The following is a 12,245-nucleotide window of genomic DNA, read 5'->3' as shown; positions in this document are numbered from 1 at the left end:
CGATGAATGCGCTACGTTGCCGGCGTCCGGCCCGCTGGTCGAGCTCGGCAACGAGCTCGTCATCCACTGTAATGTGTAGTCGCATGGGCTAAGCATAGCCCACTAGGTCGGGCCGTCCGCCGTACTGCGGACGCCCAGGGTGATGTCAGCGGACGCAACGCCGAACCACTTTCCCGCGATGAGCTCATCCCAGAAGCACAACAGCTCCTACAAGACATTATCGAGGAACGCAAAGAGAGCGAACCCTAGTGCTTCCGTCCACGTGCCCGAAGTGTGATACCTGCAGCTTTGAGGATCTCCAGCACGGTCGTGCGTCCGAGTCCTAATGTGGCAGCAACTTGCCGGCTACTCATTGCCACGTTCATAGTGCTCGATCACTTCGACACGTAGGCGGGCGATGATCCGACGGCGCTGTGGGACTGGCGAGAACGCGCGGGCGTCCGTTAGTCACTTCTGCGTCATCTTGCACATCCGTAAACGATGTCTCCGGGGGCCGCTGCTCTGCCCGATGGCCGCTGACGCCACCACCGTTTACCAGCCTTGGGCCGTCCGATATGAAGGCCACGAGCTTGACGCGCCGCTTTCGCCGCGCGGCGGCATGGGTGAGGTGTGGCGCGCGTATGACACGGCGACCAACAATCGAACTGTGGCGATCAAACTGCTGCCGCCGCAGGTGGCTGCCGACCACGCGTTCGTGGCGCTGTTCCGCCGGGAAGCAGATGCGGCCGACTCACCGCTACGTGACCCATCTGCAACTTGACGCGCCGATTACTTCTCCAGCGTGTACTGGGCGATGTCGAGGTAGCCCTCGTGGAACTGCTTCGCACATCCACTCAGATACCTGTCATAGCGGTTGTAGACTTCTTCACCCTGTAGCGCGATGGCCTCATCCTTATGTTCCCTCAGCGCCGCCGACCACATATCCAAGGTCCGCGAATAGTGTGACTGCAGCTGCTGGATGCGGGTGCAGGTGTAGCCGACCTTAGCGGCATAGTCTGGCACCATATCGAGTGTTGGGAGCCGACAGCCGGGGAAAATCTCATCGAGCATGAACTTGACGAAGCGTGCCCCCTCAAAGGTCAGTGGCAAACCCTTGGCGATCATCTCTTTGACAGGCAAGACGGTGATGGTGTGCAGCAGCATCACTCCATCAGTCGGCATCGCCTTATAGGTCATGTCGAAGAACTCGTCGTAGCGGTCGAAGTCGAAGTGCTCGAACGCGCCGACCGACACAATCCGGTCAACCTTGCCGTCCCATTCTTCCCAGCCACGCAACTGGACCGACTTCGAGCGTTTGCTCGGGTTCTTGTCGAGAAGCGACTGAACATGGGCGAGCTGGTTCTTACTCAGCGTCAGACCGATGACATTGACGTCGTACTTGTCCAGGGCTCGGTTGATACAGGCGCCCCAGCCGCAGCCGATATCGAGCAGCGTCATCCCAGGCTCCAGACCCAGCTTGCCGAGTGACAGGTCAATCTTCGCGAGCTGTGCCTCTTCGAGGGTCATGTCCTCCCGCTCGAAGTACGCACAGCTGTAAGTCTGCGTCGGGTCTTGGAAAAGCCGGAAGAACTCGTCAGACAGGTCGTAGTGTGCCTGCGCCATCTCAAATTTGGGGGTTAGTTTGGGGGAAATTTCATCACGACCTTCGCTCGAACTGTGTAGAGACGCCTTCCCAAAAGCTACGGCGCCACACGCCTTTATTCAAGCGTGCGGTGGGCCCCATGCGCGATGAGATCGAGACGCGCGTTCGGCACCTGCTGGCGGAGCTCGGCATCGAAACGAGGCTGTGACGCGCCCCGCGCTGTGGGGTCCGCTAAGGGGCCATCAAGTGCGCAGCAGGGTCAATTTCAGCCGTACCAGCTCTAAAGCTGCCATCACGGCGGGCCGTCACGGTCCAGCCCTTCGGCGCGGATCGCTTCGCGTTCGATCTCGTCCAGACCGGCTTAGGCGCACCGCAGCGCTGCGCTGGTTCCGGTTTGCTGGCGAGGCAATCTTGCCCTTAACTGATCTAAGCCGTTGCCGAAATGCTGCTAAATCGGTCGCGGCCGCGGCTACGGGCTGGAACTATGATTGTGCTTCTCATATTGTGGCTGAACAAATGAACGAAGATGACGGCGAGTCTGGTGATCCGGTGTCCCGGCCTCGCCGTCGGTGTGTCTGCCTCGCGCGTAGTCACCTTGCCACTCCACTTGCTCTCCCGCTGCGACCCTCGCGATCTGCTCGATCTGTTTTGTCGCGTCACGTGAGCGAAGAAACGACTTGTGCTTGCGCTGCAGATCTTCGTCAGACTCGATGCGCCTGAGTTCGGGGGCGAACTCTTCAAGCTCAGCTCGGCGCTGCGGGACGATCATGCACATCGGTTCGTCGACCTCGAATCGCACCGGCATCAGTTTGCGGGTGAATTTCCAGCTCATGCTGAAACTCGCGCTTGCCCAGTCGGTTTCGACTATGCCCTCTAATGGATACACAGCGTCTTTCGGATAATTTGTCGGTCCGCGGACCAACAGGTTGTAGCCCGGCGGAGTGCGCAGCAGCATCGGCAGATGCCAGGTCAGGATGCCGTTACCGAAATGGCTGAGGGGCAGGAACTCATCGGTGTCGCTCTTGTCGGGTACGACCATCACGTCCACGCCGTTTTCCTGACCGAACCACGTAGCGGTGAACGCGCATCGATTGCGCAACTCCCAGCCGCTTTGGTTAGCGATGAGCATCGGCAAACACCGATTAGGCCAACCTGCACGCGTCTCGGACATCTCTGACATCCACGCCCGGTTGATCGGTGCCGGGGTAATCTGCGGCGCGTTATCACGGGTGATGAAGGCGATCAGTGGACGGGCCGGCCCGTTGGACTTGTCACTCATCCGATCCTCGATTGGCTGGGGGCACCCGTTGCGACAGACGTTGGAATCCCTCCCCCAGAAACATGACGCACGTCATGCTTCGGCGGCTTCGGCCCGTTAGTTATTTGACGAACACTAGTACATACCGCTCATCGGGGGCAGTGGTAAGCGTCTTTGCAGGGCCGTTGCGATGTCGCGCGACGCGAATCGGAAACCGCCGGTCGACGTCGAAGGCGGCGAATGAGCCCCTGAAAGCGGATGCGGTCAACCGAATCGCGAAGACCGTTGCGACGTTTGAATCAACTTGAATTAATACGACGGATGATCTGCGCGCGGTCGCCGCCGACAACGCCCTAGAGGCGGCTAAGGACGCTTGGCGATCCACACTCGGACAGCGATCAGCGATCGGGTATTTGCTGTGGGCTGGCCAACCGGCTGGGCTAGCCATCTGTCCACCCCCGCGGAGGCGTCCAGTCATCACGGTTCCGGGCTAGCCGACAGCACCCGATCCGTCGAATCAGTAATGAAACGGCAGATGGCAACGCGATTACAGTGCGCGCGGACGGAGCTGACTCGGCCACTTCGAGGCCACTTCGAGCGCCATTTTCATCTCGTTCGTGAACCGATTGTGAACGCCGATGCAAAATGACATCGTGCTGACTGCCCACTTCACCCTCCGAGCGGCTGGAATCCTCATGGGCTCGCCACTGCCGAAGGGCCGCTGACGTGCACGGATTTGGCTTCCACACGCTGGCGCTGCTGACCGCCATAGGCTTGGCCGGTCCGCTGTTGGCTTCACTTCCGCGCTTGCGGATACCGGTAATCATCGGTGAGCTGATCGCGGGGCTCATCATCGGCAAGACCGGTTTCGGCGTCGTCGACGTCGCCGACCAGACGTTTCAGCTATTCGCCAACATCGGATTCGCACTGGTCATGTTCGTCGTGGGCACCCATGTTCCGATCCGCGGCAGCGGGCTGCGCTCAGCGGTGCCACTGGCGGCGGTGCGGGCGGTGCTGAGCGGTGGCGTCGCGGCGGCCCTCGGTGTCGGGCTGGCGGCGGAGTTCGGCACCGGCCACGCGGCGCTTTACGCGGTGGTGATGGCATCGTCCTCGGCGGCGCTGGCATTGCCAGTGATCGATTCGCTGCGGCTGCAGGGACCGCAAGTACTCTCCGTGACTGCGCAGATCGCCATCGCGGATGCCGCGTCTATCGTCTTGCTGCCTTTGGTGATTGACTTCCGGCGGGCGCCGGCAGCGGCGCTCGGTGCGTTAGCGATCGCGGGCTGCGCTGGAGTGCTATTCGTGGTCATGCGCGCGGTCGACCGCAAGGGCTGGCGCAAGCGTATGCACGCCTACTCCGAGGACCACAAGTTCGCGCTGGAATTGCGGACCAACCTGATCGTGCTGTTCGCGCTGGCGGCGCTGGCCGTCAGCACCCACGTGTCGATCATGCTGGCGGGCTTCGCGTTGGGTCTGGTGCTCGCCGCGGTCGGCGAACCGCGACGGCTGGCGCGCCAGCTGTTCGGCATCACCGAGGGGTTCTTCAGCCCGCTGTTCTTCGTCTGGCTGGGCGCCTCACTGCAGGTACGCGAACTGGGTTCGCACCCGAAATTCATTCTGCTGGGGGTCGCCCTGGGGCTGTGTGCCGTGCTGGCGCATTGCGCGGGAAGGCTGCTCGGCCAGCCGCTGATGCTCGCGGCGCTCTCGGCCGCCCAGCTCGGCGTGCCGGTGGCCGCGGCCACTATCGGCACCCAGGAACACCTGCTGGCCGCGGGCGAGCCCGCGGCGTTGATGCTCGGCGCCTTGTTGACGATCGCCGCAACATCGATCGCGGGCGTGGTGGCGGCGCGTGGCCAGACCGCCGCTAAACCGGATAAGCCCGCTGTGACCGACAAGTCCGCCTGACGCCGGGCCAGGCCTCCCCGCCCGACTGACGAAGGGCCTTCGCGGCGCGGACCTCGAGATGTTTCGAAGCACCGGCTCACGTGGGAATTGGCACAAAGTCCCTTGGGGTAGAGCCGTCGTGCCCTCGTTCGGCCCGGTGTGATTGCGCGATCGTAGATCTTACGAAGCTTCACCGAAGGGAAACGGTCATGAACGCGCGCTTTCCGGATGCCGGCACACTCCGGACCGTCCTGACTCTGGCATCCCGGGCGCCCTCGGTGCACAACACGCAGCCGTGGCGGTGGCGGGTAGATGCGGCAAGCCTGCATCTCCACGCAGACGCGAGGCGGCAGCTGCCCAACACCGATCCGGATGGCAGGGACTTGATCTTGAGTTGCGGCGCGGCGCTGCATCACTGCGTCGTCGCATTCGCGGCCGTTGGGTGGCGATCCAAAGTGACTCGGCTGCCGAATCCGGCTGACCCGAATCACCTTGCCGCCATCGAATTGTCTCCTTACCCCGCTGATGCCGTCGATATAGCGCTAGCCGCGGCGATACCGCGGCGTCGAACCGATCGGCGCCACTACAGCTCCTGGCCGGTTCCGGTGGCCGACATTGGGTTAATGGCTGCGCGGGCGGTCCGAAATGGCGTGACACTGTGCCAAGTGGAAGACATCGACAAGCTGCACAAGGTCGTCGCCCAATCTGTCTTCGACCACCTAAACGACGAATATCTTGCGGAGCTCACGGCGTGGAGCGGGCGCTACGCATCGGTAGCGGGCGTTCCGGCTCGTAGTACGCCGGTATCGGACCCGACGGCGAAGATACCCGGCCGGTTCTTTGCCGGTTCTGCGCTGCCCATGCCGAAGGACTCGTCATCCGCCGATGACAATGCCATCGTGCTTGCGCTCGGAACCCGCACCGACGACCGGCTGGCACGGCTGCGCGCCGGTGAGGCAACCAGCGTCGTCCTCCTCACCGCGACATCGATGGGATTGGCCAGCTGCCCGGTCACTGAACCACTGGAGATCGCCGAAACACGCGAGTCGGTTCGCTCCGACATCTTCGGCGGTAGCAACTATCCGCAGATGTTGCTTCGGGTGGGTTGGGCGCCGATCAACGCGGACCCACTGCCGGCGACACCGCGACGCGATCTCTCCGACGTCGTCGACTGGATTGCCGGTCACGACCCGAACATTGCCGAATAGGCCGCGGTCGTCGCCGACGGCGCTGCACCGACATTGCCTTCACTCCACTTTGAATGGCGCGGAATGGGATTCAGCTCCGGGATCGCTATGCAGCGGACGCGAACTTGGCGGATGATGTGTCCGTGAGCGGATACGGCGAAGATTCCGATGTCGCAATGTTCGATGCAGCCGCGTTGTATCGCCTGGTTGAGGTGCTGATCGAGCGGGGCTATCGCGTGGTCGGTCCGACGTTGCGGGACGACGCGATAGTGCTCGACGAACTCGAGTCGGCCGCCGACCTGCCGCGGGGGTGGGGCGTTGATGTGGCTCCCGGGCACTATCGGCTGCGCCGGCGCGACGACGCTGCGGCGTTCGGTCACTCGTCCGGGCCGCAGTCGTGGAAACAGTTCCTGCACCCGCCGCGGCAGCGGCTGTGGTCCGGCGGCCGCGACGGCACCGTGGACCCGGAAGAGGAGCCGCCGCGCTACGCGTTCCTCGGGGTGCGAGGGTGCGACTTGGCCGCCATCGCGACGCTCGACCGGGTGCTCGGCCGCGGCCAGTTTCCCGACAGCTCGTTCGTCAGCCGTCATCGACAGATCTTCGTCGTGGCGGTGAACTGCACCGAACCGGGCGGGCTGTGCTTTTGCGCCTCCATGGGTACCGGCCCCGCGGTCGGCCCGAACTACGACATCGCCCTCACCGAGCGCCTTGACGGCGATGCCGTGAGCTACCTGGTCGATGTGGGCACCCAGGAGGGCGCTGATGTGCTCGCGGCCGTACCGCACCGGCGGGCCGGGAGTGCCGAGATCAGCTCCTCACGTGCCGACGTGGAGGCGGCGTCGCATCGGATGGGCCGCCAGATGCCCGACATGGACCTCCGGGACTTGCTGGTCAGGTCACGCGAATCGCCGCAGTGGGAGGAGGTGGCCAACCGCTGCCTGACCTGTGGCAACTGCACGATGGTATGCCCGACCTGTTATTGCACCAGCACCGAAGACGTCAGCGACCTGACGGGTGAACACGCCGAACGCTGGCAACACTGGGCGTCGTGCTACGAGTTCGATTTCACCTTCGTTCACGGCGGCGGCAGTGTGCGTAAGTCCGGCGCATCGCGCTACCGCCATTGGCTGACCCACAAGCTGGGCACCTGGCACGACCAGTTCGACATGTCGGGCTGCGTCGGCTGTGGACGGTGCATCGCCTGGTGCCCCACCGGCATCGACATCACCGAAGAAATGAACAAGATGGCCCGCGATGACTAAGGCGGCGAGCGGCACAGCACAGGTGGTATCAGCGATGGCGCCGGTCCCATACCGGGTGCGCAGTCGCGTCGTGGAGAGCCCCGATTCCGCGACACTGTGCCTCGAGCCGGTCGGCGAGGTACTGGCGACACCGCAGCCCGGGGAATTCATGATGCTCTACGCATTCGGCGTGGGCGAAGCGGCGATTTCGATCAGCGGCGATCCCACCGTCACGGACGGCTCGATCACCCACACCATTCGCGCGGTCGGAGCGGTGAGTCGTGCCCTGCACGGTGCGCAGCCGGGCAGTGTGGTCGGGGTCCGGGGCCCATTCGGCACCACCTGGGGGTTGGAGGAAGCCGCCGGGCGGGACTTGGTCATGGTCGCCGGCGGTGTGGGGCTATGCCCATTGCGTCCGGCGGTGTTGGGCGCGCTGGCCCAGCGATCCCGGTACGGCAAGGTGACGCTGATCGTGGGTGCGCGCTCGCGCTCGGACTTCGTGTTCGCCGCTCAGCTCGAGAAGTGGGCCGAAGACCCGCAGATCGAACTCCACGTCACGGTGGACGTTCCAGTCCAAGGCTGGCGCGGCGAAGTGGGGTTGGTTACCGAACCAGTGCGCCGGCTTGCGCTGGACCCCGACCGCACCACCGCATTCCTGTGCGGTCCCGAGCCCATGCTGCGGTTCGGCGCCGAGGCCCTGATAGCCAAAGGCATAGCGGCCCAGGACATCCGGGTGTCGCTGGAGCGGAACATGCAGTGCGGGATCGGCTGGTGCGGCCACTGCCAACTGGGGCCGTTGCTGGTGTGCCGCGACGGACCCGTCGTCGGTTACGACGTTGCGGGCCCGTTGATGCAAGTGAAGGAGCTTTAGATGAGCCGAACCACGCTGGCCGTGTGGAAATTCGCTTCCTGCGACGGTTGCCAGCTGACCCTGCTCGACTGCGAGGACGAACTGCTCACCCTCGCCGACCAAGTGGAGATCGCCAACTTCGCCGAGGCTTCCAGCTCGATGGTCGCCGGGCCCTACGACGTGTCGCTGGTCGAGGGCTCGGTCACCACCCGCCACGACGAGCTACGCATCCGCGAGATCCGGGAACAGTCCAAGGTGCTGGTCACCATCGGTGCTTGCGCGACGGCCGGGGGAGTGCAGGCGTTGCGCAATTTCGCCGACATCGCCGAGTTCACCTCCGTCGTCTATGCCAATCCGGAATACATCGACACACTGGCGACTTCCACGCCGGCATCCGCGCACGTCAAGGTCGATTACCAGCTGCCCGGCTGCCCCATCGATCGCGGTCAGTTGCTCGATACCCTCGCGGCGCTGCTGATCGGGCGCAAACCGAGGATTCCGGCCAAGACGGTCTGCACCGAGTGCAAGCTGCGCGGAGTGACGTGCGTCCTGGTCGCCGACGGCACTCCCTGCCTGGGGCCGGTCACCCACGCCGGCTGTGGAGCCTTGTGCCCCAGTCATCGTCGTGGCTGCTACGGCTGTTTCGGGCCGTCCGCGGTGCCGCAAACGGCGACGCTGATTCCGCTGCTCCGCCGCGACGGGATGTCCGACGGTGGCATCGACCGCGTGTTCTCGACGTTCAACGTCGCCACGTTCGCTTCCGAGCGGAGCAAGCCGTGAATCCGGCGAATCGCACACTCAGCGTCGGCACGCTGACGCGAGTGGAGGGCGAAGGAGCGCTGCATGTCTCGCTGAAGGACGGCGCGCTGGAAAGCGTCGAACTGAACATCTATGAGCCGCCACGGTTTTTCGAGGCATTCCTGCGTGGCCGCGCTTACACCGAGCCGCCGGACCTGACCGCGCGGATTTGCGGAATCTGCCCCGTCGCCTACCAATTCAGCGCCTGCAACGCGATCGAAAACGCCTGCGGCGTCGAATTGGATCCCGAGCTCATCGCGCTGCGTCGGCTGCTGTACTGCGGCGAATGGATGCACAGCCATATGTTGCACATCTATCTGCTGCACGCACCGGACTTCCTCGGCTACCCCGACGCGATCGCCCTGGCCCGTGACGAGCGGGCGGTCGTCGAGCGTGGGCTGAGACTGAAGAAGGCGGGCAATCAGCTGATGGAATTCGTCGGCGGGCGCTCGATCCATCCGATCAATGTGCGCGTGGGCGGTTTCTACTCGGTGCCCACCCGGTCGCAGTTCGCCCCGCTGGCCGAGCAGTTGCGTCGTACCATGGACGACGCGCTGGCGACGGTCGAGTGGGCGTCCGGGTTCGATTTCCCCGACCTCGAGCTTGACCACGAAATGCTGGCGCTGAGCCGGCCAGGCCGGTATCCGATCGAGAACGGCGTCATCGCACGCAGCGCCGGCCCGTCGTTCCCGGTGGCCGACTTCACCGAGCACGTGCGCGAGTCGCAGGTTCCGCACTCCACCGCGCTGCATGCGACGCTCGACGGCGGCCGCTACATGACCGGGCCGTTGGCGCGCTATTGCCTCAACTCGTCGGAGCTGTCGCCGATAGCGGCCCAGGCGGCCGCCGCGGCCGGGCTTTCGTCCGAATGCCGAAACCCGTTCCGCAGCATCATCGTCCGCGCGGTCGAGGTGGTCTACGCGATCGAGGAGGCGCTGCGGATCATCGATGGATACGAGCGGCCGTCGCGACCGTTTGTCGAAGTTCCGGCCCGAGCGGGCGTTGGGCACGGCGTCAGCGAGGCGCCCCGAGGCCTGCTTTATCACCGATATCAGATCGACGCGGAGGGGCTGGTTTCCGCGGCGACGATAATCCCACCGACTTCCCAGAACCAGGCCGCCATCGAAGCTGACTTGGCCCGCGTGGTCTGCGACAACCTCGCCCTCGATGACGCTGCGCTGACCGTCATGTGTGAGCGGGCGATTCGAAATTACGATCCCTGCATCTCCTGCTCGACGCACTTCTTGACGCTGACGGTGCAGCGGGGATGAGCGGTGGATGGCAGCGGGACTAAACGGGGAACAGTCGTTGTCGGCCTCGGCAACAGCTATCGGACCGACGACGGCGTAGGCCTTGCCGTCGCTGCGGCGCTGGAAGACCTCGCGTTGCCGGATATTCGTGTCGTAACTGGCATCGTGGAACCCATGGGCCTGCTGGAGGCGTGGTCCGGTGCCGGGCTGGCCATCGTGATCGATGCCGCGGTCGGAACTCCGCCGGTGCCGGGCCGCGTTCGTCGTTGCACCCTGGGCGACCTGGTAACCGGGGCCGACGGGTTGAGCTCACACCGCGTCGGCCTCCGCCGCGCCCATGAGCTGGGTCAGGCGCTTGGCCGAGTACCGGACAAGCTCGTGGTGTTCACGGTGGAAGTGGCCGACACCGGTCATGGCATCGGCTTGACCCCGCAGGTCGCGCGCGCCGTGCCGGAGTTGGTCCACATGGCGGTGGCCGAAATCAACTGCAGTTAACAACCTTCGACGGATACCGGCTGCGCTGCCCGATCCTGGAGAGCGCTGAAGTGCCGTTCGGCTAAGCGGTCGGCGAACAGCTGAGGGACTTAGTGCCGTATTCCGAGGACAAACGGCTCTCGTAAGCGCGCGGCCGCGCCGATTAATTTCAATACGGGGGCGTGCGACCGTCCCGAAATGCGCTTTGGAAAAGGTTGACCGTGTCTGACCAGCCCCCAGCTGCCTCTCGGCAACAGGCTAAAGGGAGCGCGGCGTGAAGGTCGGTCGGGACACTGGCGGCGCCGTCACAGCGCGTGGCCGCGAACGGGTCTTGGTCAGAGCCGATGTCCCGGGGATTCGCTTTACCAGCGTGGCGATGCTGCTATGCGTGCTGGGCTGGCTGGCGGCGCTGATCGTGCGCGAACACCTCGGCTACGACCGTGTTGCGCCCGGCTGGTTCGGGTGGTCGGTGGCCTTACTTGCCGCGGTGGCCCTGATGGCGCGCGGCATTTTTCTTGGCCGGCCGGTGACCTTCAGGCACACGATGGTCGCCGCCGCCGCGGTGGGCGCGGGGCTGTGTGCGCACTTCTTGTCTTTTGGCGTGCTCGGCAACGTTTTGGTGGCCGGCAGTGGGTTCGCACTCATGTGGCCTACTACGGCACAGCCGCAGCCGGAGCTGCTGGAGCAGGTGTGGGCGCTGGTCAACGCCACCCGCGAGGATGCGTTGGCGCCGTTTGCCATGCACTCGAGCAAGAGCTATCACTTCAACAGCGACAAGTCCGCCGCGATCGCTTACCGCACCCGGCTTGGGTTCGCCGTCGTCAGCGGCGACCCGATCGGCGACGCCACCCAGTTCGACGATTTGGTGGCCGATTTCGTCCGCATGTGCCGCGGCCGGGGCTGGCAGATCATCGTATTGGCCGCCGGCGAGCGGCACCTGGGGTTGTGGCGCAAGGAGACGGTCGGGCAGCCAATGCTGGCGGTGCCGATCGGGCGCGACGTCGTCATCGATGTTCGCCACTTCAGTTTGACGGGACGCCGTTATCGCAACCTGCGCCAAGCGGTGCAGCGCACCCACAACTGCGGGGTCACCACCGAGATCGTCGACGAGCAGAGGCTCGACGGCGCGCTGACCGCCGAGCTGACCGAGGTGTTGTACGCCGCGCACCGCGCCGCACGCAGCGAACGCGGGCTTTGCATGAACCTGGACAGGGTCCTGCAAGGCCGCTACCCCGGCATCAAGCTGGCCATCGCACGTGACCGGTGCGGGCGCGTGGCGGCCTTTCACCGATACACAACCGCCGGGGAAGGATCAGAAGTCAGCCTCGATGTGCCGTTCCGCCGCCCAGACGCCCCCAACGGCGTCGACGAGCGTATCAGTGTCGACATGATTTCCGACGCGAAAAACAATGGGGCACGCAGGCTTTCCCTGGCGTTCGCAGCGTTTCCGGAGATTTTTGCCGCCGCCAGCCCGGGCCCCCTGCAGCGGGTAGCGCTTCGATTGATCCACTTGCTGGACCCGCTGATCCGGCTCGAATCCCTTTACCGTTACCTGCGTAAGTTCCACTCGTTGGCCGAGCGGCGCTACGTGGTGTTGTGTGCCCACCACATCCCGGCTGCGCTGATGGTGTTGTTGTCGCTGGAGTTTGTGCCGCGCCCGCGCCGTCTGCGCATACCTAAACGCAGCACCGCATAACCCGCAGCGTTGCTAGCCAGAGCCC

General features: G+C 64.5%; 12 protein-coding genes. 9 read left to right on the top strand and 3 right to left on the bottom strand.

Annotation, left to right across the window (positions count from 1 at the left end; translation table 11 throughout):
* The coding region (locus ACLP4W_RS17520) for a ribbon-helix-helix protein, CopG family (protein WP_442388036.1) at window positions 1-85 on the bottom strand (85 nt) is incomplete at its 3' end.
* Between the two features lie 423 nt (window positions 86-508).
* Between ACLP4W_RS17520 and ACLP4W_RS17515 the strand changes: the two genes are divergently transcribed.
* Complete coding sequence (locus ACLP4W_RS17515; RefSeq protein WP_442388028.1) at window positions 509-760, top strand: hypothetical protein; 252 nt, start codon at window positions 509-511, stop codon at window positions 758-760.
* An 8-nt stretch (window positions 761-768) separates the two neighbouring features.
* On the opposite strand, the gene ACLP4W_RS17510 is transcribed toward ACLP4W_RS17515, so the two are convergent.
* Both ACLP4W_RS17510 and ACLP4W_RS17505 read right to left on the bottom strand, forming a co-directional pair.
* Window positions 769-1,632 carry a cyclopropane mycolic acid synthase family methyltransferase gene (locus ACLP4W_RS17510; RefSeq protein WP_442388034.1) on the bottom strand — a complete coding sequence of 288 codons (864 nt, stop codon included), beginning with the start codon at window positions 1,630-1,632 and terminating at the stop codon, window positions 769-771.
* A gap of 419 nt (window positions 1,633-2,051) precedes the next feature.
* A complete protein-coding gene (locus tag ACLP4W_RS17505; RefSeq protein WP_442388026.1) occupies window positions 2,052-2,861 on the bottom strand; it encodes a DUF6065 family protein in 810 nt (269 codons plus the stop codon).
* A gap of 705 nt (window positions 2,862-3,566) precedes the next feature.
* On the opposite strand from ACLP4W_RS17505, the gene ACLP4W_RS17500 reads away from it, so the two are divergent.
* From ACLP4W_RS17500 to ACLP4W_RS17465, 8 genes are all read left to right on the top strand, one after another.
* Window positions 3,567-4,745, top strand: a complete 1,179-nt coding sequence (locus ACLP4W_RS17500) for a cation:proton antiporter (protein ID WP_442388024.1) — start codon at window positions 3,567-3,569, stop codon at window positions 4,743-4,745.
* Between the two features lie 188 nt (window positions 4,746-4,933).
* A complete protein-coding gene (locus ACLP4W_RS17495; RefSeq protein WP_442388023.1) occupies window positions 4,934-5,932 on the top strand; it encodes an Acg family FMN-binding oxidoreductase in 999 nt (332 codons plus the stop codon).
* Between the two features lie 155 nt (window positions 5,933-6,087).
* Entirely contained in the window at window positions 6,088-7,173 is a 1,086-nt protein-coding gene (locus ACLP4W_RS17490; RefSeq protein WP_442388033.1) for a 4Fe-4S dicluster domain-containing protein, read from the top strand.
* Window positions 7,166-8,023 (top strand): FAD/NAD(P)-binding protein, encoded by an 858-nt coding sequence (locus ACLP4W_RS17485; protein WP_442388021.1) that lies wholly within the window; start codon window positions 7,166-7,168, stop codon window positions 8,021-8,023. Before ACLP4W_RS17490 ends, ACLP4W_RS17485 begins: the two co-directional genes overlap by 8 nt.
* Window positions 8,024-8,782 (top strand): oxidoreductase, encoded by a 759-nt coding sequence (locus tag ACLP4W_RS17480; protein ID WP_442388019.1) that lies wholly within the window; start codon window positions 8,024-8,026, stop codon window positions 8,780-8,782.
* Window positions 8,779-10,071, top strand: coding sequence for a Ni/Fe hydrogenase subunit alpha (locus ACLP4W_RS17475; protein ID WP_442388018.1), 1,293 nt, complete (start codon window positions 8,779-8,781; stop codon window positions 10,069-10,071). Before ACLP4W_RS17480 ends, ACLP4W_RS17475 begins: the two co-directional genes overlap by 4 nt.
* 3 nt (window positions 10,072-10,074) lie before the next feature.
* A complete protein-coding gene (locus ACLP4W_RS17470; protein WP_442388016.1) occupies window positions 10,075-10,545 on the top strand; it encodes a hydrogenase maturation protease in 471 nt (156 codons plus the stop codon).
* Between the two features lie 253 nt (window positions 10,546-10,798).
* Window positions 10,799-12,220, top strand: coding sequence for a bifunctional lysylphosphatidylglycerol flippase/synthetase MprF (locus tag ACLP4W_RS17465; RefSeq protein ID WP_442388014.1), 1,422 nt, complete (start codon window positions 10,799-10,801; stop codon window positions 12,218-12,220).
* Window positions 12,221-12,245 lie beyond the last annotated feature (25 nt).

Origin of the sequence: Mycobacterium sp., from assembly GCF_052145595.1 — a bacterium.
In the GTDB taxonomy this organism is placed as follows: domain Bacteria; phylum Actinomycetota; class Actinomycetes; order Mycobacteriales; family Mycobacteriaceae; genus Mycobacterium.
The sequence above is the reverse complement of the archived record's forward strand: the minus strand, read 5'-3'. Positions and strand labels throughout refer to the sequence as shown.